At 76.6% G+C, this 24,486-nt stretch carries 21 protein-coding genes; 17 read left to right on the forward strand and 4 right to left on the reverse strand.

Going from position 1 to position 24,486, the window contains the following annotated elements:
- Positions 1–41 precede the first annotated feature (41 nt).
- The 3 genes from ACI79L_RS08665 to ACI79L_RS08675 form a co-directional block, all read right to left on the reverse strand.
- Positions 42–248 (reverse strand): hypothetical protein, encoded by a 207-nt coding sequence (locus tag ACI79L_RS08665; protein WP_456936395.1) that lies wholly within the window; start codon positions 246–248, stop codon positions 42–44.
- 103 nt (positions 249–351) lie between these two features.
- On the reverse strand, positions 352–873 hold the full coding sequence (locus tag ACI79L_RS08670; protein WP_456936396.1) for an RDD family protein: 522 nt from the start codon (positions 871–873) through the stop codon (positions 352–354).
- A complete protein-coding gene (locus ACI79L_RS08675; RefSeq protein WP_456936397.1) occupies positions 870–1,919 on the reverse strand; it encodes a hypothetical protein in 1,050 nt (349 codons plus the stop codon). The genes ACI79L_RS08670 and ACI79L_RS08675 overlap by 4 nt, the downstream gene beginning before the upstream one ends.
- A 312-nt stretch (positions 1,920–2,231) precedes the next feature.
- Here ACI79L_RS08675 and ACI79L_RS08680 point away from each other — a divergent pair, with 312 nt between their 5' ends.
- From ACI79L_RS08680 to ACI79L_RS08690, 3 genes are all read left to right on the forward strand, one after another.
- Complete coding sequence (locus tag ACI79L_RS08680) at positions 2,232–4,913, forward strand: LuxR C-terminal-related transcriptional regulator (RefSeq protein WP_456936398.1); 2,682 nt, start codon at positions 2,232–2,234, stop codon at positions 4,911–4,913.
- 162 nt (positions 4,914–5,075) lie between these two features.
- The gene (locus tag ACI79L_RS08685; RefSeq protein WP_456936399.1) at positions 5,076–5,552 is read left to right on the forward strand and encodes a DUF7144 family membrane protein; all 477 of its coding nucleotides are present in this window, start codon (positions 5,076–5,078) and stop codon (positions 5,550–5,552) included.
- 393 nt (positions 5,553–5,945) lie between these two features.
- Positions 5,946–7,355 carry a helix-turn-helix transcriptional regulator gene (locus ACI79L_RS08690; RefSeq protein WP_456936400.1) on the forward strand — a complete coding sequence of 470 codons (1,410 nt, stop codon included), beginning with the start codon at positions 5,946–5,948 and terminating at the stop codon, positions 7,353–7,355.
- A 138-nt stretch (positions 7,356–7,493) separates the two neighbouring features.
- Here the strand turns inward: ACI79L_RS08690 and bldD are convergent, their stop codons facing one another.
- Positions 7,494–8,030, reverse strand: coding sequence for a transcriptional regulator BldD (gene bldD, locus ACI79L_RS08695; RefSeq protein WP_387986855.1), 537 nt, complete (start codon positions 8,028–8,030; stop codon positions 7,494–7,496).
- Between the two features lie 230 nt (positions 8,031–8,260).
- Here bldD and pyrR point away from each other — a divergent pair, with 230 nt between their 5' ends.
- The 14 genes from pyrR to ACI79L_RS08765 all read left to right on the forward strand — a co-directional run bounded on the left by pyrR (position 8,261) and on the right by ACI79L_RS08765 (position 24,477).
- On the forward strand, positions 8,261–8,854 hold the full coding sequence (pyrR, locus tag ACI79L_RS08700; RefSeq protein WP_456936401.1) for a bifunctional pyr operon transcriptional regulator/uracil phosphoribosyltransferase PyrR: 594 nt from the start codon (positions 8,261–8,263) through the stop codon (positions 8,852–8,854).
- Positions 8,851–9,768 carry an aspartate carbamoyltransferase catalytic subunit gene (locus tag ACI79L_RS08705; protein ID WP_456936402.1) on the forward strand — a complete coding sequence of 306 codons (918 nt, stop codon included), beginning with the start codon at positions 8,851–8,853 and terminating at the stop codon, positions 9,766–9,768. The genes pyrR and ACI79L_RS08705 overlap by 4 nt, the downstream gene beginning before the upstream one ends.
- Entirely contained in the window at positions 9,765–11,051 is a 1,287-nt protein-coding gene (locus tag ACI79L_RS08710) for a dihydroorotase (RefSeq protein ID WP_456936403.1), read from the forward strand. Before ACI79L_RS08705 ends, ACI79L_RS08710 begins: the two co-directional genes overlap by 4 nt.
- Positions 11,048–12,214: a glutamine-hydrolyzing carbamoyl-phosphate synthase small subunit gene (gene carA, locus ACI79L_RS08715; protein ID WP_456936404.1), complete on the forward strand. Its 1,167-nt coding sequence runs from the start codon at positions 11,048–11,050 to the stop codon at positions 12,212–12,214. The genes ACI79L_RS08710 and carA overlap by 4 nt, the downstream gene beginning before the upstream one ends.
- The gene (gene carB / locus ACI79L_RS08720; protein WP_456936405.1) at positions 12,214–15,534 is read left to right on the forward strand and encodes a carbamoyl-phosphate synthase large subunit; all 3,321 of its coding nucleotides are present in this window, start codon (positions 12,214–12,216) and stop codon (positions 15,532–15,534) included. Before carA ends, carB begins: the two co-directional genes overlap by 1 nt.
- Positions 15,531–16,862, forward strand: coding sequence for a dihydroorotate oxidase (locus ACI79L_RS08725; RefSeq protein WP_456936406.1), 1,332 nt, complete (start codon positions 15,531–15,533; stop codon positions 16,860–16,862). The genes carB and ACI79L_RS08725 overlap by 4 nt, the downstream gene beginning before the upstream one ends.
- Positions 16,859–17,737, forward strand: coding sequence for an orotidine-5'-phosphate decarboxylase (pyrF, locus tag ACI79L_RS08730; protein ID WP_456936407.1), 879 nt, complete (start codon positions 16,859–16,861; stop codon positions 17,735–17,737). The genes ACI79L_RS08725 and pyrF overlap by 4 nt, the downstream gene beginning before the upstream one ends.
- Positions 17,734–18,027 (forward strand): hypothetical protein, encoded by a 294-nt coding sequence (locus ACI79L_RS08735; RefSeq protein ID WP_456936408.1) that lies wholly within the window; start codon positions 17,734–17,736, stop codon positions 18,025–18,027. Before pyrF ends, ACI79L_RS08735 begins: the two co-directional genes overlap by 4 nt.
- 299 nt (positions 18,028–18,326) lie before the next feature.
- Positions 18,327–18,683 (forward strand): integration host factor, actinobacterial type, encoded by a 357-nt coding sequence (gene mihF, locus ACI79L_RS08740; protein ID WP_456936409.1) that lies wholly within the window; start codon positions 18,327–18,329, stop codon positions 18,681–18,683.
- Positions 18,684–18,735: 52 nt separating this feature from the next.
- Positions 18,736–19,341, forward strand: a complete 606-nt coding sequence (gene gmk, locus ACI79L_RS08745) for a guanylate kinase (RefSeq protein WP_456936410.1) — start codon at positions 18,736–18,738, stop codon at positions 19,339–19,341.
- A gap of 55 nt (positions 19,342–19,396) precedes the next feature.
- Positions 19,397–19,660, forward strand: coding sequence for a DNA-directed RNA polymerase subunit omega (gene rpoZ / locus ACI79L_RS08750; RefSeq protein WP_089305624.1), 264 nt, complete (start codon positions 19,397–19,399; stop codon positions 19,658–19,660).
- A gap of 135 nt (positions 19,661–19,795) precedes the next feature.
- Complete coding sequence (coaBC, locus tag ACI79L_RS08755; RefSeq protein ID WP_456936411.1) at positions 19,796–21,007, forward strand: bifunctional phosphopantothenoylcysteine decarboxylase/phosphopantothenate--cysteine ligase CoaBC; 1,212 nt, start codon at positions 19,796–19,798, stop codon at positions 21,005–21,007.
- 94 nt (positions 21,008–21,101) lie between these two features.
- Entirely contained in the window at positions 21,102–22,295 is a 1,194-nt protein-coding gene (gene metK / locus ACI79L_RS08760) for a methionine adenosyltransferase (protein ID WP_456936412.1), read from the forward strand.
- A gap of 235 nt (positions 22,296–22,530) precedes the next feature.
- A complete protein-coding gene (locus tag ACI79L_RS08765; RefSeq protein WP_456936413.1) occupies positions 22,531–24,477 on the forward strand; it encodes a primosomal protein N' in 1,947 nt (648 codons plus the stop codon).
- Positions 24,478–24,486 lie beyond the last annotated feature (9 nt).

Raw genomic sequence — 24,486 nt, forward strand, 5'->3', positions numbered from 1 at the left:
GGCGTCGCCCGCCGGCGCCTCGTCCGCGGGGGACGGCCGGGTCACCGCTGCTGCGCGGCGTGCCGGTACTCGAGGAGGGCGTTGAGGTTGGCCTCGGCCTGCGTCCGCAGCTCGAGGGCCAGTTCGAGGGCCCTCGCGTCGCCCGGCCGGCCGCAGGCGCGCCGCGCGGTCCGGAGCTCGGCCAGTGCCCGCACGATGAGGGAGTCGAGGACGGTGAAACGGTCCGGGGTCGGCGCCAGGGTGGGCATGGCGGACCTCCCGCCGGTCGTCGCGGCCCGGGGCTGCCGGGGCCGGGGCGCACGGGGCACGGCGTCCCGGTCACCCCGAGCCTGCCCCGCGGTCCGGCGGCGGTCATCGTCCGCCAGGGACGACCGGGGCCGGCGGCCGGTCGTAGACGACCGAGGTCCGCAGCACCAGGTCCTGCACCGACCGGTTGCCCCGGCTGACCAGCACCCACAGCAGTCCGACGGGGAACGCCACGCACAGCACCGCCCGCACCGCGGACCGTCCCCAGCCCAGCCGGTCCCCGCGGTCGTCGCCCACCCGCAGCCCGAGCAGCCGGTCCCCGTAGGTCCGCCCGGCGTCGGCCCAGGTGACGGCGAGGTAGACCGCCAGCACCCCGAGCGCCCAGGACAGCAGCGTCGACGACGACGGCGCGGGGAAGGAGAAGCCGGCCGGGTTCACGAGGAACCGGGCGGCCGCGACCGCCGCGTAGCCGCCGACCACCAGCAGCGCGACCACCAGCAAGTCGACCACGCTGGCCAGCGCGCGGGTGACCAGGCCGGCGCGGCCGCCCCGCGGCCCCGCGTGCTCCGCCGGCGCCGGCGCCGGGACGGCGGCCCGCGTGCCGCGCCGCTCCTCGGCCCGGGTCACGACGGCGGCTCCGGACCGGCGGGGCCGCGGGCGCCGTCGCCCGCCGTGGCCCGCCGCGCGTGCCGGCGCAGCAGCCGGTCGACGACCCGCTCCACCGCCCGGTCGGCGTCGGCGCCCTGGTCGCGCACGGAGCGCACCACCTCCGAGGTCACCGAGCCGGTCGAGGCGCGCAGCAGGCCGGGCAGGTCGATGACCTCGACCACGTACCGCGCCAGGCCGGCGAGGTCCATGCGGAGGGCCGCGGCGTCGAGGTCGAGGCGCGCGGCCGCGCGGTCGAGGTCCACCCGGTCCACCGCGGCGTCGAGGTCGACCCGGGCCACGGCGCGGTCCAGGTCCACCCGGTCGACCACGCCGTCGAGGTCGACCCGGTCCAGCACCCGGCGGACGTCCACCCGGTCCACCGCCGCGTCGAGGTCGACGCGGGCCACGGCGCGGTCGAGGTCCACGCGCGCCACGACGGCGTCGAGGTCGACCCGGTCCAGGACCCGGCCGACGTCGACCCGGTCGGCCACCGCGTCGACGTCCACCCGGGCGACCGCGGCGTCGAGGTCGACCCGGGCCACGGCGCGGTCGAGGTCCACGCGTGCCACGACGGCGTCGAGGTCGACCCGGTCCACGACCCGGCCGACGTCGACCCGGTCGGCCACCGCGTCGACGTCGATCAGGGCCGCCAGGCGGTCGAGGTCCACGAACTCGCCGACCAGTGCCGGGACGTCGAGGCGGGCGAGCAGTCCCCGGGCCACCGCCGGGACCACGCGGTCGGCCGCCCCGGCCAGCGCGCGCGCCGTCGCCGCCACCGGGTGGGCGAGCGCCTCCGGGGCGCGCCCGGGCCGCGGCAGCCGGGCGGTGACGGCGCGGCGGCGGGTGGCGGCGCGGTCGGCGAGGAGGCGGGCGAGCGCGGCGGTCACCTCGAGCACCGCGACCGCCGCCTGCACCACGTCCCGGACCGCGCCGTCGGCGTCGAACCGGTCCGGCGGCGGGGAGACCGGCGGTGCCCCGGCCGGCCGCAGCCCCTCGGCCGGTGGCCCGCCGGGGTTCACGGCCACCGGGGGACGCCGCCCGCTGTCAGGACCATGCGCCCTCCCGCCCTCGGAGCCGCCAGCGTCCGGCAGGGGCCGGGGCCGTCCCTCATCCGGAATGGATGAACCCGCCCCCCAGCGGGGGCGGGAGGCTCCGGTGACCTCCGCCTCGCCACCGCGGGTTCCGCGGACAGGGGAGGCCGGTGACCTTCGGCTCTGAGGTCCCGCAGGGGGGACGGCCAGGCTGGGTGAGGGACCGGTCGCACGTCCGGCCCGGTAGGTGCCCAGAGGGAGGCTCCGGAACGGGGAGGGGCTGCACCGCACGCGGGAGGACGCGCCATGGCGAGTCTGTCACCGATCCACGCGACCGGGTCGGGGACGGCGGTGCCCGCCGCTGCGCGGTCCGGTCCCGCCCTGCTGGCCTCCAAGCTCACCCCGCCCGAGCCGGGGGAGGCCACCGTCCTCCGGCCGCGGCTGACCACCGCGCTCTCTCGGGCGGTGCAGCGGTCGCCCCTGACCCTGGTCAGCGGGCCGGCGGGCTCCGGCAAGACGGTGCTGGCGGCCTCGTGGGCGCGCAGCCGGCCGGACGGCCCCGTCGCCTGGCTCACCCTCGACGACTACGACGACGCCGCGGCGTTCTGGAGCTACGTCGTCGGTGCGCTGGAGTCGGTGGGGCTCGCGCGCGCCGGCCTGCCGGCCCTCGAGCCCGGGGAGCCGGAGCCGCCGGGGTTCGTCCCGTCCCTCGCCGGCCGGGTGGCCGCGCTGTCCCGGCCGGTGACGCTGGTGGTCGACGACGCCGACCACGTGCGGGACCGGTCGGTCGCCACCGGGCTCGACCTGCTGGTCCGGCACTCCGGGGGCAGGCTGCGGCTGGTGCTGTGCGCCCGCGCCGACCCCCCGGTGCCGCTGCACCAGTACCGGCTGGCCGGGACCGTCTCGGAGATCCGCGCGGACGAGCTGGCCTTCACCGCGGACGAGACCCGGGAGCTGTTCGCCGCCATGGGCGTGCCGGTGTCGCCGGAGGTCGCCCGGACGCTCCACGCGGAGGCGCAGGGGTGGGCGGTCGGCCTGCGGCTGGCGGGCGCCGCCCTCGCGCAGGGGGCGTCGCCCGAGCACCTGGTGACCTCGCTCGCGCAGGACGACGGCAGCGTGGCGCAGTACCTGTTCGCGGAGGTGCTGCAGCGGCAGCCGGCCCCGGTGCGGAGGTTCCTGCTGCGGGTCAGCGTCACCGCCGAGCTGTGGCCCGACCTGGTGGACCGGCTGTGCGGGCGACCCATCGGCCGGCGGGTCCTCGCGGGCCTCGCGCGGGCCAACGCGTTCGTCGAGGCCGCCCCCGGAGCGCCGGGCGGGTACCGGGTCCACCCGCTGTTCCGGGAGATGCTGCAGGCCCAGCTGGCCTACGACCACCCCGGCGACGTCGCAGCCCTGCACCGCACCTGCGCGGCCTGGTACGCGGCGGCCGGCCGGGTGCCCGAGGCGGTCGGTCACGCCGCCGCCGCGGAGGACTGGCCTCTGCTCGCGCGGCTGCTGGTCGACGACCTGCTCGTCCCGCGCCTGCTGGCGCACGGCACCGACCCCGCAGTGGACGGGGTGCGCGCGCTGCCCGGGCGGTTCCGCGGCCCCGACGCCGCCGTGCTCCGGACCGCGGTCGCCCTGACCGACGGGGCCGCGCCCCCCGCCGCCGACCTCGCCGACGTCGCGGCGGCCCGCGGGGAGGGCTCCCGGCCGGCCCTGCGCGCCTCGGCCGCGCTCGCCTCGCTGGCCACCGCCGCCGTCTCCGGGGTCCCCGCCGGCGCCCGGCTCACCGAGGCCGACGCCGCGGCTCCGCTGCTGGCCGCGCTGCCGGACGACGACCGGCGGGAGGGCGCCGCGGTGCTGGGCGCCCTGCGCGCCGCCGCGGCCCTCGACACCGACGAGCCGACCGGGCAGCTGGCCGCCGGGCTGCGCACGGCGGCGGGCGCCGCCCAGGCGACGGGCTCGCGGCACCTGCGCAGCGGCACCGTCGCCTCCCTCGGCCTGCTCGAGGCCCTCGAGGGCCGGCTGAACCACGCCGTCGAGCTGGCCGGCGAGGCCGAGAGGCTCGCGGCCCAGGAGGGGCGGGACGACGCCGCCCGCGAGCCGGCGTCGGCGACCGCCCTCGCGTGGACGCACCTGCGGCGCTACGACCTCCCCGCCGCCCGGGAGTGGCTGGGCCGGGCGCACGCCCGCACGCGGTCCCGCGCCGCGGGCACGGCCGCCGCCGCCCACGCGGAGCCGCTTCTCGCGGTGCTGCAGAGCCAGCTGCTGCGGCTGCGGCACGAGTACGACGCGGCGGAGCGGTGCCTGGGTCCGCACCTGCGGGGGCCGCGCCTCCCCCGGTGGGTGGCCGAGCCGGTGATCAGCGAGGTGGTCCGCCTCGCGGTCGCCCGCGGGCACGTCACCGACGGGCTGTCGATCCTCCGGGAGACCCGTGCCGACGAGCCGTGGAGCCGGCGGCTGCGCGCGACGGTCGACCTCCTGTCCGGCGACGCGACGGCGGTGACCCCGACCGAGCCGACGGGGACCCGGGCGCCGGCCGCCGTCGTCGAGGCCCGGGTCATCCGCGCCTGCCAGCTGCTGGAGGCCGGCCACGCGCCCGCCGCGGTGGACGAGCTCGCCGAGGCCCTGGAGACGGCCCGGCCCGAGCTGCTGCGCTGGCCCTTCGTCGACACCCTGCCCCAGGCCCGGCGGCTGCTGCGCACGCAGCCCCGCCTGCAGGGCCCCGCCGCCTGGCTGAACCCGTCGGCGACCACCCCGCCGCGCGCGGGAGGCACCCGCCCCGCGGCTCCCCGGGAGGTGCCGGACGTGGTCCAGGAGCTCAGCGACCGGGAGACCGAGGTGCTGCGGCACCTGGCGGGGATGCTGTCCACGGCGGAGATCGCGGCGACCATGTTCATCTCGGTGAACACCGTCCGCACGCACATCCGCAGCATCCTGCGCAAGCTCGCCGTCAGCCGGCGCAACCAGGCGGTCCGGCGGGCCCGCGAGCTCGGCCTGGTCTGACCTCCCGGCGGGCGGGTCGCCGCGGCGGGAGGTGACCGGGGTCATGCGGAGCGGACGATGCCCGCCCGCCCGCCGCGGCCCCACGCTGCTGCCGCACACGCCCCGGTCCCGCCCGTCGCACGGGCCAGCGGGACCCGGGGCCGGACCGAGGAGGAGAGGCACGTGACAGACACCTCGCGCGCGGACGCGACGTCGACGAGCACGTCGGTGCCGCGGCCGCGCTACGAGCAGCAACCCCTCGAGGAGCGGCCCAGCGGCTGGGCGGGCTGGGTCGTCTTCGCCGGCGTCATGCTCGTCATGCTCGGCACGTTCCAGATCATCCAGGGGCTCATCGCCGTCTTCGACGACGGCTTCTACCTGGTCGCGGACTCCGGCCTGGCCGTGAACGTCGACTACGACGTCTGGGGCTGGACGCACATGATCATCGGCGCCGTCGGGATCGCGGCGGGGCTCGGCCTCCTGGCGGGCAACATGGCCGCCCGCGTGGTCGGCGTCTGCATCGCGTTCCTGAGCGCGCTGGTGAACCTCGCGTTCATCGCCGCGTACCCGGTGTGGTCGGTCCTCATGATCACGATCGACGTCATCGTGATCTACGCGATCATCGTCCACGGGCGGGAGCTGAAGTCCGACTACCGCTGACCGCCGTTCCCCGGGGGGGGGGGGGGGGGGGGGGGGGGGCGGGCCGCCCCCCCCCCCCCGCCGCCCGCCCGCCCCGGCGCGGGGGCGTGGTGGGCCCCCCCCCCCCCCCGCCCCCCCCCGCCCCCCCCGGCCCGGGCCGCGGCCCCCGCCCCCCCCCCCCCCCCCCCCCCCCCCCCCCCCCCCCCCCCCCCCCCCCCCCCGATGCTCGACCACCGCCTCGCCGGGCGCCTGGCGCGGGCCGCCGTCGAGGCGGGCGGGCAGGCGCCGGCGTACCTCGCGCTGGTGGAGGCCACCACCTGGCCCGGGTCCCCGGTGGAGACCGAGGACCTCACCCGCCACGCCGCAGAGGTCGCCGTCACGGACGACGACCGCGTCGAGGCCACGGTGATCCGGGTGCTCGACCTGGCCTGCGCCCTCGGTCAGGTCGCCCAGGCGCAGGCCGTGCTCGACGCGGTGGTCCCGGCAGTCCGTTCGGACCACGGCCGCTCCCTCCTCGCGGCGACCGGGGCGGTTCTCGCCTTCTGCAGCGGCGACCCGGTCGGGGCGGTGGACCAGGCAACGGCTGTGCGCTCCACCGCCCGCGAAGGGGAGTCGGCCTGGCAGCTCGCGACCGCCGCGGCTGCACTGGGGCACGCCGTCACCGGAGCTCCGCGGTCGGCGCTGGCCAGGGTCGCCGAGGGGCGGGCCCGTCTGACGTGGCCGGATGGGAGGAGCGTGCCCGCCTTCGTGCACCTGGCGTTGACGCAGGCCGAGGTCATGGCGCTCCGCCTGAGCGGACGGGCGCGTGAGCTCGAGTCCCTCGCGGCCGACCTCCACCGGCGCAACCTGGCCGGTCCGGAGTGGTACGGGGACGCCATCGCCTCCCTGCACTGTGGCTGGGCCGCGCTCGCCGCCGGGCGGGTACGACTGGCGGCCCGCTGGCTGGTGAGCGCGTACGCGGGCCTGCGGAGGGCCGACCCGCTGGGTCTCCTGCCGCTGTGCCGCGCCCAGCTCGCGATGGCGCGGGCGCTCCTCGGCGACGTCGACGCCGCACGCGGGCTCGTTGCCGAACTCGACGAAGCCGCCTCCGCGCTCCCCGTCTACGCCCCGTTCGTCCTCGTCGCACGCGCCGTGGTGGCCGGTGCCCAGGGACACTCCGCTGAGGCCGCCCGGCTCAGCCGGGAGGCCGCTCGGAGCGCCGCCGAACAGGGGCAGGTGGCGACCGAGGCGGTCGTCCTGCACACCACCTTCCGCTTCGGGCGCCCGCTCCACGTGGTCGACCGGCTCGGCGTCCTCGCCCGGCGCTGCGAGTCGGCCTACGTGCAGGACCTCGCCGACCACGTGGGGGCGATCGTGGCCGAGAACGGGGACGACCTCGACGTGCTGAGCCGCCGCTTCGAGGAGGCCGGCCTGGTGCTGACCGCTGCGGACGCCGCCGCGGAGGCAGCGGCCGCCCACGAGCGCCGCGGCGCGCGGCGTGTGGCGGCCACGGCCATGGCACGGGCCGTCACGCTGGCACGCGAGTGCGGCCTGGCAGGCAGTCAGTCCCTGCAGGCGCTGCTGCCCCCGTCCCTGACCGCACGGGAGCAGGAGGTGGCTCGGCTGGCCAGCCTCGGGTTGAGCAACGTGCAGATCGCGGACCGGCTGGTCGTGTCGGTGCGCACCGTCGAGGCGCACCTCTCTCACATCTACGGCAAGCTCGGCATCACCGGTCGGACCGAGCTGTCCGACGCGCTCGTGGACCCGCCACCGCGCACAGGCCCCTCGAACGGCGCCCGGGGGGAGTTGACGCTACGCGGTCGGCGGCTGTCCGCGCGGCTGTGACCGCGGGCCCGGGCGGGAGCGGACACGTGCCCCGGTCAACCGAGCCGGACCGACCCGGCCGGTGGCCGGGGCGCACGCACTCCGTGGCCCGGTCTCGTCGTGCTGTCGCGAGGCCTGCCGCTGGACAGCGGTGTCTCCTCAGCGGGGGGCGCGGCGACGGTCCCAGGCCTCGTCCTCGTCGTCGACGGGGCCGCCGACGCCGTCCATGCCGGGGTTGAGCACGCCCCACTCGATGAGCCGGGTGGTGAGCTCGTCGGGGCTCATGTCGTAGATGATCGCCAGCGACTTGAGGTCCTCCGCGCGGATGGAGAGGACCTTGCCGTTGTAGTCGTGCCGCTGCGCCTGGATGGTCGAGGCGTAGCGGGCGAGCGGGCCGGCCTCGTCGGCGGGCAGCGAGCCCAGCGACTCGAGGTTGAGCACGATCTTGGTCGTCGAGGTGACGGCCGAGGAGGGGCGCGGGTCGGGCAGCAGCTCGGAGACCGGCACGCCGTAGAACACGGCGAGCTCGGAGAGCCGCTGGACGGTCACCGCGCGGTCCCCGCGTTCGTAGGACCCGACGACGACGGCCTTCCAGCGTCCGTGCGACTTGTCCTCCACGCCTTGGAGGGAGAGACCCTGCTGGTTGCGGATGGCCCGCAGCCGGGCGCCGAGTGCCCGTGAGTAGTCGGTGCTCATGCGTCTCTGCTCACTGTCCGTCGTCGTGTCCAGGGCTGGTCCGTCACGCAGCGTACTCACATGTGGCGGATGGCAACAGCGCTTCCCTCGTGCGGGCCATCTGGGACTCCTGCGCCCACCTGGGGGGCCACGACGCGCGACGACGGTCACACGGAGGGGTGCAGTACGGTCGAGACCGGTCCACCCCACTCCTTTAACGACCCGTCCCGTGAGGCGGGGAAGGAGGCCTGATGGCCGGCACGACCGGGCCCCTGCCCGGGAACCAGTCCACCGACCCGTCCGGCGGCCCGGCGCCCACCGTGCTGCTCGCCGCCGCCGACGTCGCCCGCGTCGTCGACCGCATCGCCCACCAGGTGATCGAGAAGGCCGGCGACGCGCTGCCCGACGTCGTCCTGGTCGGCATCCCCACCCGCGGCGCCCCGCTGGCCCGCCGGCTGGCCGCCCGCATCGCCGCCTTCGCCGGCACGGCGGTCGACGTCGGCACCGTCGACATCACCCTCTACCGCGACGACCTGCGGATGCGCGGCGTCCGGGCGCTGGAGGACACCGTCCTGCCGCCCGCGGGGATCGACGGCCGGCTGGTCGTCCTCGTCGACGACGTCCTGTTCTCCGGCCGCTCGGTGCGCGCGGCACTCGACGCGCTGCGCGACCTCGGCCGGCCCCGCGCGGTGCAGCTGGCGGTGCTCGTCGACCGCGGCCACCGCGAGCTGCCGATCCGCGCCGACTACGTGGGCAAGAACGTGCCCACCTCGCGCGCGCAGAAGGTGCGGGTCCACCTCGCCGAGACCGACGGCGTCGACGAGGTGCTGGTGACCGGCCGGTGAAGCGGCACCTGCTGGACGCGGCCGACCTCGACCGCGCCGACGCCACGCTCGTCCTCGACACCGCCGCGCAGATCGACCAGGCGCTCGCCGGCCGCGAGGTCAAGAAGCTGCCCACGCTGCGCGGCCGCACGGTGGTCAACCTCTTCTACGAGGACTCCACCCGCACCCGCATCTCCTTCGAGCTCGCGGCCAAGCGGCTGTCCGCGGACGTCATCAACTTCTCCGCCAAGGGCAGCAGCGTCTCCAAGGGCGAGAGCCTCAAGGACACCGCGCTGACGCTGGAGGCGATGGGCAGCGACGCGATCGTCGTCCGCCACTCGGCGTCGGGCGCCCCGCACCGGCTGGCCGGCTGGGTGCGCGGCAGCGTCGTCAACGCCGGTGACGGCACCCACGAGCACCCCACCCAGGCGCTGCTGGACGCCTACACGATCCGCCGCCGGCTGGGCCGGCTCGACGGCGTGCGGGTGGCGATCGTCGGCGACGTCCTGCACAGCCGGGTGGCCCGCTCCAACGTCTGGCTGCTGACGACGCTCGGCGCGGAGGTCACCCTCGTCGCGCCGCCGACGCTGCTGCCGGTCGGCGTCGGGTCCTGGCCGGTGCAGGTCTCCTACGACCTCGACGCCGTGCTGCCCAAGGCCGACGTCGTGATGATGCTGCGGGTCCAGCTCGAGCGGATGAACGCCTCGTTCTTCCCCAGCGCCCGCGAGTACAGCCGCCGCTACGGCCTCGACGCCGTCCGGATGGCCGCGCTGTCCGACGACGCGATCGTCATGCACCCCGGCCCGATGAACCGCGGCATGGAGATCGCCGCCGACGTCGCCGACTCGGTCCGCTCGACGATCGTCGAGCAGGTCGGCAACGGCGTCAGCGTGCGGATGGCCGTCCTGTACCTGCTCCTCGGAGGGAACGCGTGACCACGCTGATCAAGGGGGCGCGCGTCCTCGGCGGCGAGCCCGCCGACCTGATCCTGAAGGACGGGCGGGTCGCCGCGGTCGGGGACCGGCTGTCCGCGACCGGCGCGACCGTCGTCGACGCGGACGGGCTGGTCGCCCTGCCCGGGCTGGTCGACCTGCACACCCACCTGCGCGAGCCCGGCCGCGAGGACGCCGAGACGGTGGAGACCGGCAGCCGGGCCGCGGCGCTCGGCGGGTTCACCGCGGTGCACGCCATGGCCAACACCGATCCGGTCGCCGACACCGCCGGCGTCGTCGAGCAGGTCTGGCGGCTGGGCCAGGAGGCCGGGCTGGTCGACGTCGTGCCGGTCGGCGCGGTCACCGTCGGGCTGCGCGGCGAGCGGCTGGCCGAGCTCGGCGCGATGGCCGACTCCGCCGCCCGGGTGCGGGTGTTCTCCGACGACGGGCACTGCGTCGCCGACCCCGCGCTCATGCGCCGCGCGCTGGAGTACGTGAAGGCCTTCGACGGCGTGGTCGCCCAGCACGCCGAGGAGCCGCGGCTGACCGCCGGCGCGCAGATGAACGAGGGCGACCGCTCCGCCCGGCTCGGGCTCACCGGCTGGCCGGCCGCCGCCGAGGAGGCGGTCATCGCCCGCGACGTGCTGCTCGCCCAGCACGTCGGCGCCCGGCTGCACGTCTGCCACGTCTCGACCGCCGGCTCGGTGGAGATCCTGCGCTGGGCGAAGTCCCGCGGCGTGCAGGTGACCGCCGAGGTCACCCCGCACCACCTGCTGCTCACCGAGGCCTGCGCCGAGTCCTACGACCCGGTGTTCAAGGTCAACCCGCCGCTGCGCACGGACGCGGACGTGGAGGCCCTCCGGCAGGGCCTGGCCGACGGCACGATCGACGCCGTCGCCACCGACCACGCGCCGCACGCGGTGGAGGACAAGGAGAGCGAGTGGGCGCAGGCCCGGCCCGGGATGCTCGGGCTGGAGCAGGCGCTCCCGGTGGTGCTGGAGACGCTGGTGGAGCCGGGCCTGCTCGACTGGGCCGGCGTCGCCGACCGCATGTCGGCCCGCCCGGCGGCCATCGGCCGCCTGACCGGCCACGGGCGCCCGATCGCGCCCGGGGAGCCGGCCAACCTGCTGCTGCTCGACCCCGCCGCCCGGGCCACCGTCGACCCGGCCGCGCTGGCGAGCCGCAGCCGCAACAGCCCCTACGCCGGCCGGGAGCTGCCCGGCCGCGTGGTCGCCACGTTCCTGCGGGGCGAGGCGACCGTCCTGGACGGAAAGGCACAGAAGTGAGCGAGGCGATCCTCGTCCTGGAGGACGGACGGACGTTCCGCGGCGAGTCCTACGGCAAGGTCGGCACGACGGTCGGCGAGGCGGTGTTCGCCACCGGGATGACCGGCTACCAGGAGACGCTGACCGACCCCAGCTACGCCGGCCAGATCGTCACGATGACCGCGCCGCACGTCGGCAACACCGGCGTCAACGGCGAGGACGACGAGAGCCGCCGCATGTGGGTGGCCGGGTTCGTCGTCCGCGACCCCGCCCGCCGCCCGGCCAACTGGCGGGCCACCGGCAGCCTCGACGACGAGCTCGCCGCGCAGGGCGTCGTCGGGATCAGCGGGATCGACACCCGCGCCCTGACCCGCCACCTGCGCGAGCGCGGGGCGATGCGCGCCGGGATCAGCAGCGAGTCCACCGACCCCGACGCGCTGCTCGCCCGGGTGCGGGCCGCCGAGGGCATGGTCGGCGCCGACCTCGCGCCGCACGTGAGCACCCGCGAGCCGTACGTCGTCCCGGCGGTGGGGGAGCGGCGGTTCACCATCGCCGCGCTCGACCTCGGCATCAAGACCGCGACCCCGCGGCACCTCGCCGAGCTCGGCGTCGAGACGCACGTGCTGCCCTCGACCGCGACCGCGCAGGACCTGCTCGCCGCCGGCCCCGACGGCGTGTTCCTCTCCAACGGCCCCGGCGACCCGGCCGCGGCCGACTACGCCGTCGCCGCGGTGCGGGGCGTGCTCGACGCCGGCCGGCCGCTGTTCGGCATCTGCTTCGGCAACCAGATCCTCGGCCGGGCGCTGGGCCTGGGCACCTACAAGCTGCGCTTCGGCCACCGCGGCCTCAACCAGCCGGTGCTCGACCGGGTCAGCGGCACCGTCCGGGTGACCAGCCACAACCACGGCTTCGCCGTCGACGCGCCGCTGGACCGGCCCACCGGCACCCCCTTCGGCCGGGTCGAGGTCAGCCACGTCGGCCTCAACGACGACGTCGTGGAGGGGCTGCGGCTGCTCGACGCCCCGGCGTTCAGCGTCCAGTTCCACCCCGAGTCCGCCGCCGGCCCGCACGACGCCGCGCCGCTGTTCCAGCGGTTCGTCGACCTCCTGCAGGCCACGCGGGACGGCGGGGACGCGGTCAGCCCGGCGCCACGGGTCCGGTCCAGCACGGGGGAGAACGCCTGATGCCCAAGCGCACCGACATCTCGCACGTCCTGGTCATCGGCTCCGGGCCGATCCTCATCGGCCAGGCCGCGGAGTTCGACTACTCCGGCACCCAGGCCTGCCGGGTGCTGCGCGCCGAGGGGCTGCGGGTCAGCCTGGTCAACAGCAACCCGGCGACGATCATGACCGACCCCGACGTCGCCGACGCCACCTACGTCGAGCCGCTGACGCCGGAGTTCGTCGAGCGGGTGATCGCCAAGGAGCGCCCCGACGCGCTGCTGGCCACCCTCGGCGGGCAGACCGCGCTCAACATCGCCATCGGCCTGTACGAGAACGGCACGCTGGAGCGCTACGGCGTCCGGCTCATCGGCGCCGACGTCGACGCGATCAACCGCGGCGAGGACCGGCAGAAGTTCAAGGACATCGTCCGGTCCATCGGCGCCGACGCCCCGCGCTCCCGGGTCTGCGCCACCGTCGAGGAGGCGCTGGCGACCGCCGCCGAGGTCGGCTACCCCGTCGTCATCCGGCCGAGCTTCACCATGGGCGGGCTGGGCTCCGGGTTCGCCACCGACGAGGCGATGCTGCGCCGGATGGCCTCCCACGGCCTGGCCGACTCCCCGGTGCACACCGTGCTCATCGAGGAGTCGGTGCTCGGCTGGAAGGAGTACGAGCTCGAGCTCATGCGCGACCGCAGCGACAACGTGGTCGTCATCTGCTCGATCGAGAACGTCGACGCGATGGGCGTGCACACCGGCGACTCGGTCACCGTCGCGCCGGCGATGACGCTCACCGACCGCGAGTACCAGCGGATGCGCGACGTCGGCATCGCGGTGCTGCGCGAGGTCGGCGTCGACACCGGCGGCTGCAACATCCAGTTCGCGGTCAACCCGGCCGACGGGCGCCTGGTCGTCATCGAGATGAACCCGCGGGTGTCGCGGTCGAGCGCGCTGGCGTCGAAGGCCACCGGCTTCCCGATCGCCAAGATCGCCGCGAAGCTCGCCATCGGCTACACCCTCGACGAGATCACCAACGACATCACCGGTGTCACCCCGGCCAGCTTCGAGCCGGCGCTGGACTACGTCGTCGTGAAGATCCCGCGGTTCGCGTTCGAGAAGTTCCCCGGCGCCGACCCGCGGCTGACCACGACGATGAAGAGCGTCGGCGAGGTCATGGCGATGGGCCGCAACTTCCCCGAGGCGCTGGGCAAGGCGATGCGGTCCACCGAGACCAAGGTCGCCGGGTTCTGGACCGGGGCCGGCGGGGCCGGCGGGGCGGGTGGAGACGTCGCCGGGTCCAGCGCCGAGGAGCTGCTGGAGGCGCTGCGCACGCCGGTCGACGGGCGGCTGTACGTGGCCGAGGCGGCGCTGCGTGCCGGCGCCACCGTCGAGCAGGTCGCCGAGGCCAGCGGCTTCGACCCGTGGTTCGTCGACCAGATCGCGCTGGTCGGGGAGGTCGGCGCGGAGGTCCGGGAGGCGCCGGCGCTCACCGCCGCGGTGCTGCGGCGGGCCAAGCGGCACGGGCTGTCCGACCGGCAGATCGCCGCGCTGCGCCCGGAGCTGTCGGGGGAGGACGGCGTCCGGCTGCTGCGCCACCGGCTCGGCGTCCGGCCGGTGTTCAAGACCGTGGACACCTGCGCCGCCGAGTTCGCCGCCCGCACGCCGTACCACTACTCGTCCTACGACGAGGAGACCGAGGTCGAGCCGCGGGAGAAGCCGGCCGTGCTGATCCTCGGCTCCGGGCCCAACCGGATCGGGCAGGGCATCGAGTTCGACTACTCGTGCGTGCACGCGGTCATGGCGCTGCAGGACGCCGGCTACGAGGCCGTGATGGTCAACTGCAACCCCGAGACCGTCTCCACCGACTACGACACCGCCGACCGGCTGTACTTCGAGCCGCTGACCTTCGAGGACGTCCTCGAGGTGGTCGAGGCCGAGCGCGCCGCGGGTCCCGTCGCCGGGGTGATCTGCACCCTCGGCGGGCAGACGCCGCTGGGGCTCGCGCAGCGGCTCAAGGACGCCGGCGTGCCGGTGCTGGGCACCTCGCCGGAGGCCATCGACGACGCCGAGGACCGCGGGGCGTTCTCCCGGGTGCTCGCCGACGCCGGCCTGTCCGCGCCCAAGCACGGCACCGCGACGACGTTCGCCGAGGCCCGCGCGATCGCCGCCGAGATCGGCTACCCGGTGCTGGTCCGCCCCTCCTACGTGCTCGGCGGGCGCGGCATGGAGATCGTCTACGACGACGCCACGCTCGAGGCCTACATCGCCAAGGCCACCGACGTCAGCCCCGCCCACCCGGTGCTGGTCGACCGGTTCCTGGAGGACGCCGTCGAGATCGACGTCGACGCGCTCTACGACGGCACCGAGCTCTACCTCGGCGGCGTCATGGAGCACATCGAGGAGGCCGGCATCCACTCCGGCGACTCGGCGTGCGCGCTGCCGCCGATCACGCTGGGCTCCTCCGACCTCGCGCAGATCCGCACCGCCACCGAGGCGCTGGCCGCCCGGATCGGCGTCCGCGGGCTGCTCAACGTGCAGTACGCGCTCAAGGACGACGTCCTCCACGTGCTGGAGGCCAACCCGCGGGCCAGCCGCACGGTGCCGTTCGTGTCCAAGGCGACCGCGGTGCAGCTGGCCAAGGCCGCGGCGCGGATCGCGGTGGGGGAGACGATCGCCGAGCTGCGCACCGCCGGCGTGCTGCCGGCCACCGGCGACGGCACCGACCTGCCCGAGGACGCGCCGATCGCGGTCAAGGAGGCGGTGCTGCCCTTCCACCGGTTCCGCACCGTCGACGGCCACGGCGTCGACACCGTCCTGTCGCCGGAGATGAAGTCCACCGGCGAGGTCATGGGCCTCGACGACGGCTTCGGCACCGCGTTCGCCAAGTCCCAGGCCGCCGCCTACGGCTCGCTGCCCACCGAGGGCACGGTGTTCGTCTCGCTGGCCAACCGGGACAAGCGGGCCGCGGTGTTCCCGGTCAAGCGGCTGGCCGACCTCGGCTTTCGCGTGCTCGCCACGGCCGGCACCGCGCAGGTGCTGCGCCGCAACGGCGTGGAGTGCGAGGTGGTCGGCAAGTACAGCGACGGCCCGGGCAACTGCGTCGAGCGGATCCTGGCCGGCGACGTCGACGTCGTGGTCAACACGCCGTTCGGGTCGCCGGGCAACAGCGGGCCGCGGCTGGACGGCTACGAGATCCGCACCGCGGCGGTGGCCGCCGGCATCCCGTGCGTCACCACGGTGCAGGGGCTGGCGGCGGCGGTGCAGGGCGTCGAGGCGCTGCGCCGCGGCGGCCTCGGGGTGCGCAGCCTGCAGGAGGTCCACGCCGCGCTGGCGCCGCGCCCGTGAGCGTCGTCGGGGCCGTGCGGGACGACCTGGTCGCCCGCGGGCTGGTCGACGGGCTGGCGGCGTCGTTCCTCGCCGGGGTCACCCGGTTCGCGACGCCGCCGGCCGACGAGCTCGCCGCCCTGCGCGCCGGCGCGGAGGAACTGGCCGCGCGCCTCGCGGCGGGGGAGGCCGGCGACGGCGACCTGCCGCTGCTCACCCGGGTGGCGTTCTTCGCCGGGCACGGCGGGCTGCTGGCCGCGCACGGGGTGCGCACGCCGTCCTACGACCTGCTCGGCTCCTACCGCGACAACCTCCTGACCCCGGTCGGCCCACGGCTGCCGCGGCGGCCGCGGGCCGGCGACCGCCGGTGGCGGGTGCTCGGCCGCGACGTCGGCTTCCCGATCGGCGTGCCGGCGTGCGTGCTCAACGGCGGGGAGGAGTGGGTGCGCTTCCACGCCCGCAACGGGTTCAGCGTGCTCACCTACAAGACGGTGCGCAGCCGGGCGCACGAGCCGAACGTGCAGCCGAACTGGACGTTCGCGCCGCGCCCGCCGGGCGACGCCGTCGTCTCCGACCCCTGGGACTGGGTGGCGCCCGGCTCCCCGGACGTCAGCACGGTCAACTCCTTCGGCGTCCCCTCCCCGGCGCCGGAGGAGTGGATGGCCGACCTCGAGCGGTCCCTGGCCGCCGTCGACGCCGACCAGCTGCTGCTGGTCAGCGTCATGGGGTCCGGCGACGGCCCCGCCCTGGTCGACGACTTCGCCCGGGTCGCGGCGATGGCGCAGGAGGCCGGCGCGACGGTCGTCGAGCTGAACCTGTCCTGCCCCAACACGCTGTCGGCCTCGCCGGACGGCGTGAAGCCGCCGCTGTGCCTGGACGCGGACGCCACGGTCGCCGTCGTCGAGGGCGTGCACCGGGCGCTGGACGACCGCACCGGGCTGGTCGCCAAGCTGTCCTGGCTCGACGAGGACCGGCTGGCCGCGCTGGTGCCCCGGCTGGCGCCGCTGGTCGACGGCGTCGCGGGCATCAACACGGTCGCGAGCCGGGTGGTGCGCGGCGACGGCGAGCCGACCTTCCCCGGCCGCGCGGTGGCCGGGCTGTCGGGGGCGGCCGTCCGCGGGCAGGCGCTGGACCTCACCCGCCGGCTGGTGGCGCTGCGCGAGGCGTCCGGCCGGCGCTTCGACGTGCTGGCGATGGGCGGGGTGACCGACCCGGCGTCGTTCGCGGCGCTGTGGGAGGCCGGCGCCGACGCCGTGCAGTCGGCGTCGGGCGCCTTCGCCGACCCCTTCCTCGCCCGCGACTGCATCGCCGCGCACGGCGACACGCTGTCCCGGTCGGTGCCGCGGTGAGCGCGCCGTTCGGGCAGCGGCTCGCCGACGCCGTCGCCGCCCGCGGGCCGCTGTGCGTGGGCATCGACCCGCACGCGCCGCTGCTCGAGCGCTGGGGCCTCGCCGACGACGTCGACGGGCTGCGCCGGTTCACCGACACGGTGGTCGACGCGCTGGCCGGCGAGGTCGCCGTGGTCAAGCCGCAGTCGGCGTTCTTCGAGCGGCACGGCTCCCGCGGCCTGGCCGTGCTGGAGGACGCCGTCGCCCGGGCCCGCGCGGCCGGGGCGCTGGTGCTGCTGGACGCCAAGCGCGGCGACATCGGCTCGACCATGGACGCCTACGCCGACGTGCTGCGCCCGGAGCACCCGTGCGCCGTCGACGCGCTCACCGTCAGCCCCTACCTGGGGCCGGGCTCGCTGCAGCCGGCCGTCGACACCGCCCGGCTGACCGGCGGCGGGCTGTTCGTGCTGGCCCGCACGTCCAACCCCGACGCCGGCACGCTGCAGCACGCGGGGGTGGGGGAGCGGTCGGTGGCGCAGGCCGTCGTCGACACCGTGCGCGGCTGGAACACCCCCGGCTGGGTCGTCGGCGACCCGCTGCCCGACCGCGGCGCGGTGCGGGACCTCGGCAGCTGCTGGGGCGCCACGACCGGGTCCTTCGGCGTCGTCGTCGGCGCCACGCTGCGCGAGCTCGACGTCGACCTCGACGGTCTCGGCGGCCCGGTGCTCGCGCCGGGGCTGGGCGCCCAGGGCGGCTCCGCCGCGGACCTGCGGCGGCTGTTCGGCACCGGCCGCGCCGTCGTCCCCACCGTCTCCCGCGACGTGCTCGCGGCGGGCCCGGACCCCGCCGGGCTGCGCGCCGCGGCCGCCCGCTGGGCGGAGGAGCTCGGGCGGTGAGGCGCGCGCTGCCCCGGCTGGTCGCGGTACCCGGGGTGGCCCTCGCCGTCGCCGGGGTCGCGGTGCTCTGGTGGACGACCACCCGCCCGCCGTCGGGGTACGGCTGGACCGCGTACGCGCCCCTGGAGGAGGTCGACTCCGTCCACGGGAGCACGCTGACCCTGACGTCCGGCCCCGGGTCGGTCGTCCGGGACCCCGGGCACCTGGTCGGGGCCGCCCTCGCGGCCGCCGGTGCGCCGGTGCCGGCCCCGGTCGGCGGCTGGGTCCTGGGCCGCCGGTCGGCCCGCTGACGGGGCTGCCCCGGGCGCGCCGCCCGGCGTGTCACGTCCGGGCGCGTCGGGGGCGGCGGGCCGACACGAATGCGTTTCGTATACTTCGTGACCTGCGGTGTTCACGGAGGGTCACAGCAGGCCTCCACAGGGCGTCACGAGCGGACGACCGGAGATCGAAAAGGTCGTGCAAACAGCGCGTGACCTGCGGATTCGGGGTTACTAGGTTGATCGTCGGTGCCCAGACCGCGGGCCCGCACCCGACACCGCACGTACCCGCCGGGTCGCAGATCCCCGGCAACGACACGATGGGACGCACCATGCCCCTCCCCGACCTGTCCCCCGAACAGCGCGCCGCCGCACTGGAGAAGGCCGCCGCCGCCCGCAAGGCGCGCGCCGAGCTCCGCGAGCGGCTCAAGAGCAAGGGCGCCACGGTCGGCGACGTCCTCAAGCAGGGCGAGACCGACGAGGTCATCGGCAAGATGCGCGTCTCCGCCGTCCTGGAGTCCCTGCCCGGCGTGGGCAAGGCCCGGGCTGCGAAGATCATGGAGCGGCTCGAGATCTCCCCGACCCGCCGGGTGCGCGGCCTGGGCGCCAACCAGCGCAAGGCGCTGGAGGCGGAGTTCGGCGGCGATCCGGTGGCCGCCGACCAGGTGCCCGCCGACTCGACGGTCTGAGGTCACCCCGCCGCACCACCCGTCCGACACCAGCACCACGAGGGACCACCCGTTGCCGACTGCCCAGCCGATCCCTGCCCCGGCGCGCCTGACGGTGCTCTCCGGACCCTCGGGGGTCGGCAAGGGCACCGTCGTCGCCGAGGTCCGCCGCCGGTACCCCGACGTGTGGGTCTCGGTGTCGGTGACCACCCGCCGGCAGCGCCCGGGAGAGGTCGACGGGGTGCACTACCACTTCATCGGCGACGCCGAGTTCGACCGGCTGGTCGCCGAGGACGGCCTGCTCGAGTGGGCCGAGTACGCGGGCAACCGCTACGGCACGCCGGCCGCCCCGGTCCGCGAGCGCCTCGCGGCCGGGGCCCCGGCGCTGCTCGAGATCGAGCTGCAGGGCGCCCGCCAGGTGCGGGCGCGCGCCCCGGAGGCGCAGCTGGTCTTCCTCGCCCCGCCGTCGTGGGCGGAGCTCGAGAGCCGGCTGGCCGGCCGCGGGTCGGAGCCGCCGGCCGTGCAGGAGCGCCGGCTGGCGATCGCGCAGGCCGAGCTGGACGCCGCGGGGGAGTTCGACGTCGTGGTGGTCAACGACGACGTCGCGAGGGCCGCCGACGAGTTGGTAGGATTGCTGGTCGCGCCGTCGGCAGGAAAGGCTGCCGGCGCCTCCGAGTGACCGGCCACCCGAGGCCCCTCACTCCCACCGAGCCAACCGAGGAGCACGCCCGCCCGTGTCCGGAGTCGCACCCGCCCCCGAGGGCATCACCAACCCGCCGATCGACGAGCTGCTCGAGCGCACCAGCAGCAAGTACGGCCTGGTGATCTTCGCCGCCAAGCGCGCGCGCCAGATCAACGCCTACTACAGCCAGCTCTCCGAGGGCCTGCTCGAGTACGTCGGCCCGCTGGTCGACACCGCCCCGCAGGAGAAGCCCCTGTCGATCGCGCTGCGCGAGATCAACGAGGGCCTGCTCACCCACACCGCCGGCGACAACTGAGCAAGGACCCCCTCGCCCCCACGCCTCGCACGCTCGGCGCGGGACCCTGCGAGGGGGCCGTTCCAGCCCCGTGCGAGTGACGACGCCCCCGGCCCAGGCCGGGGGCGTCGTCGCGTCTGCGGGAGGATGGGGCGCATGAGCCGGATCGTGCTGGGCGTCGCCGGCGGCGTGGCCGCCTACAAGGCCGCCCTGCTGCTGCGCGCGCTGACCGAGGCCGGGCACGACGTCCGCGTCGTCCCCACCCCCGGGGCGCTGCACTTCGTCGGTGCGGCGACCTTCGAGGCGCTGTCGGGCCACCCGGTCACCACCGACGTCTGGTCGGAGGTGCCCGAGGTCGCGCACGTGCGCATCGGGCAGACCGCCGACCTCGTCGTCGTCGCGCCGGCCACCGCCGACCTGCTCGCCCGCGCCGCCATGGGCCGCGCCGACGACCTGCTCACCGCCACGCTGCTCACCGCGCACTGCCCGGTGGTGTTCGTGCCGGCCATGCACACCGAGATGTGGCTGCACCCGGCCACCCAGGACAACGTCGCCACGCTCCGCCGCCGCGGCTCGATCGTGCTGCCGCCCGCCGTCGGCCGGCTGACCGGTCCCGACTCCGGCCCCGGTCGGCTGCCCGAGCCCGCCGACGTCGCCGCGCTGGCGCAGGTGGTCCTCGCGGCGGGCGCGGACGTCGTGCGCGCCGACCTCACCGGCCGCCGCGTCCTGGTCAGCGCCGGCGGCACCCGCGAGCCGCTGGACCCGGTGCGCTACCTGGGCAACCGCTCGTCGGGCAAGCAGGGCTGGGCGCTGGCCCGCGTCGCCGCCGCCCGCGGCGCCGACGTCACCGTCGTCGCGGCCAACGTCGACCTGCCCGCGCCGTTCGGCGTCCGCGTCGTCCCGGTCGGGACGGCGGAGGAGCTGCGCGCCGCGATGCTCGCCGAGGCCCCGGATGCCGACGTCGTCGTCATGGCCGCGGCCGTCGCCGACTTCCGGCCGGCCACCGTCGCCGCCACCAAGCTCAAGAAGGACAGCGCGAGCGAGCCCGACGCCGTCCCGCTGGTGCGCAACCCCGACGTGCTCGCCGAGCTGGTCACCAAGCGCGCCCCCGGGCAGCTCGTGGTCGGCTTCGCCGCCGAGACCGGGGACGCCGACGCCGACGTGCTGGCCCACGCCCGGGCCAAGCTCGCCCGCAAGGGCTGCGACCTGCTGGTCGTCAACGACGTCTCCGGCGGCGGCGTGTTCGGCCGCCCGGACAACGCCGCCGTCGTCCTCGCCGCCGACGGCACCGCCACCGAGGTGCCCCACGGCAGCAAGGACGCCGTCGCCGCGGCGGTCTGGCAGGTCGTCCTGCCCCGTCTCGCCTGACCGGCGGCTGCCACGGGCGGGTCCCGCCGGTAAGTTGCTCCCACGGCGCGGGCAGCCCGCGCCACGATCTCGTCACCGACCCAGGGAGAACCGAGTGCCACGCCGCCTCTTCACGTCCGAGTCGGTGACCGAGGGCCACCCGGACAAGATCGCCGACCAGATCAGCGACGCGATCCTCGACGAGATGCTGACGCAGGACCCGCGCAGCCGCGTCGCCGTCGAGACGCTCATCACCACCGGCCAGGTCCACATCGCCGGCGAGGTCACCACCGCCGGCTACGTCGACATCGCGGACGTCGTCCGCCGGACCGTGCTGCGGATCGGCTACGACTCCTCCCGCAAGGGCTTCGACGGCGCCTCGTGCGGCGTCAGCGTCTCGCTGGGCTCCCAGTCGCCGGACATCGCGCAGGGGGTGGACACCGCCTACGAGGCGCGCACCACCGGCACCACCGACGACGAGATCGAGCGCCAGGGCGCCGGTGACCAGGGCCTGATGTTCGGCTACGCCACCGACGAGACCCCCGAGCTCATGCCGCTTCCGATCGCGCTGGCGCACCGGCTCTCGCGCCGGCTGGCCGCGGTCCGCAAGGACGGCTCGGTGCCCTACCTGCGCCCCGACGGCAAGACCCAGGTCACCGTCGTCTACGAGGACGACCGGCCGGTCGGGGTCGACACCGTCGTCGTCTCCTCGCAGCACGCCGAGGACATCTCCATCGAGCAGCTGCTCACCCCCGACGTGCAGGAGCTCGTCGTGGAGCCGGAGCTGCAGGCCCTCGGCCTGCCGACCGAGGGCTACCGGCTGCTGGTCAACCCGACCGGCAAGTTCGTCATCGGCGGCCCGATGGGCGACGCCGGGCTGACCGGCCGCAAGATCATCGTCGACACCTACGGCGGCATGGCCCGCCACGGCGGCGGCGCGTTCTCCGGCAAGGACCCCTCGAAGGTCGACCGGTCCGGCGCCTACGCGATGCGCTGGGTGGCCAAGAACGTCGTCGCCGCGGGGCTGGCCCGCCGCTGCGAGGTGCAGGTGGCCTACGCCATCGGCGCCGCGCACCCGGTCGGCCTGTTCGTCGACACCCACGGCACCGGCACCGTGCCGGACGACGTCCTGGAGAAGGCGGTCACCACGGTGTTCGACCTGCGCCCGGGCGCGATCGTGCGCGACCTGGACCTGCTGCGGCCCATCTACGGCCCGACCGCCGCGTACGGCCACTTCGGCCGCACCGACGTCGAGCTGCCGTGGGAGCGCACCGACCGCGTGGAGGCCCTCCGCTCCGCGGTGGGCTGACGGAGGACCACCCTTCCCCCCACGCCTCGCGAGCTCGGCGCGGGGCCTGGAGGGTGACCGTTCCAGCACGTCACCAGGTTCGCGGCGGGCCCCTGCAGCGGGGCCAGGATCGTCGGACCCGGCGGGGACACTGCTGCGACACGACCCCGCCGAACGGAGAACAGCGCTGTCGAAGGACCCCGCGCCCCTCACCCCTCGCGAGCTCGGGGCGAGCCTCCGCGCGGGGCCGAAACGCGTGGCCCGGGTCGTCGTCGACGTGCCGCTGGCCCACCTCGACCGGGCCTTCGACTACGCGGTCCCGGACGAGATGGCCGGCGAGGTCCGGGCCGGCTGCCGGGTGCGGGTGCGCTTCGCCGGGCAGCTGGTCGACGGGTTCGTCCTCGAGCTCACCGACGTCAGCGAGTCCGGCCGCACGCTCGCCCCGCTCGCCAAGCTGGTCTCGTCCGAGCCGGTGCTCACCCCCGAGGTGGCCGCGCTGGCCCGCTCGGTCGCGCAGCGCTGGGCCGGCACGCTGACCGACGTCCTGCGGCTGGCCGTCCCGCCGCGGCGGGCCGCCGCGGAGAAGCGCCCGCCGGCCGAGCCCGCCGACCCGCCGGCGCCGCCGGACCCGGCCGGCTTCGCCCGCTACCCGACCGGGCCGGCGCTGCTGGCCGCCGTCGCCGAGGGCCGGCCCGCCCGCGCGGTGTGGACGGCGCTGCCGGGGGAGGACTGGCCCGCCCGGCTGGCCGAGCTGTGCCAGGCGGCGCTGTCCGGCGGCCGCGGCGCGCTGGTGGTCGTCCCCGACGGCCGCGACCTGGACCGGCTGGAGGCCGCGGCCGGCGCCCGGCTGCCGAAGGGGTCGTTCGTCGTGCTCCGCGCCGACGCCGCCCCCGACGCCCGCTACCGCCGCTTCCTCGACGCCGCCCGCGGCAGCGCCAAGGTCGTCCTCGGCACCCGCGCGGCGGCGTTCGCGCCGGTCGCCGACCTGGGCCTGGTCGCGATCTGGGACGACGGCGACGACCTGCACGCCGAGCCGCGCGCCCCCTACGCACACGCCCGCGACGTGCTGGTGCACCGCGCGCACCTGTCCTCCTGCGCCGCCGTCGTCGCGGCCACCGCGCGCACCGCCGAGGCCGCGCTGCTGGTGGAGAGCGGCTGGGCGCACGAGCTCGCCGCCGACCGCGCCACGCTGCGCGCGGTCGCCCCGCGGGTGCAGGCCCTCGGCGAGGACCACGAGCTGGCGCGGGACCCCGCCGCGCGCACCGCCCGGCTGCCCAGCCTCGCGCACCGGGTGGCCCGCGCGGCGCTGGCCGAGGGCACCCCGGTGCTGGTGCAGGTGCCGCGCGCCGGCTACGCGCCGGGGCTGTCCTGCGACCGCTGCCGGGCGCCGGCCCGCTGCGCGGTCTGCTCCGGGCCGCTGGGCATCGCACCCACGCCCGGGCCGGGCGGCTCGCGGGTGCCGGCCTGCCGCTGGTGCGCCCGCCCCGCGGCCACCTTCGACTGCCCGCACTGCCACGGGACGAAGCTGCGCGCCTCCGTCGTCGGCGCCAACCGCACCGCCGAGGAGCTGGGCCGGGCGTTCCCCGGGGCGCCGGTGCGGGTGTCCGGGCGCGGCTCCGGCGTGCTGCCGTCGGTGCCCGCCGGGCCGCAGCTGGTCGTGGCCACCCCGGGCGCCGAGCCGGTCGCCGAGGGCGGCTACGGCGCCGCGCTGCTGCTCGACTCGTGGGCGCTGCTCGGGCGGGCGGACCTGCGGGCGGGGGAGGAGACCCTGCGCCGCTGGATGAACGCCGCCACGCTGGTGCGGGCACACGGCTCGGTCGTCGTCGCCGCCGACGCCGCGCACCCCGTCGTCCAGGCGCTGGTCCGCTGGGACCCGGGCTGGCTGGCCGAGCGCGAGCTCGCCGACCGCCGCGAGCTCGGCTTCCCGCCGGTCACCCGGATGGCCGCGCTGTCCGGGTCGCCGGCGGCGCTGGCGGAGTTCCTCGGCGCCGCGCGGCTGCCCGACGACGCCGACCTGCTCGGCCCGGTGCCGGAGCCGCCGCGGCCCGGGCAGGAGGGCGAGCGCGAGCGCTACCTCGTGCGGGTGCCGCGCACCGAGGGCCTGGCGCTGGCGACCGCGCTGGCCGAGGTGCAGGGCGTGCGCAGCGCCCGCAAGGCGCCCGAGCACGTGCGCGTCCAGCTCGACCCGCTCGACCTGGTGTGACGGGTCCCC

It is taken from the genome of Geodermatophilus sp. SYSU D00684 (assembly GCF_054050455.1).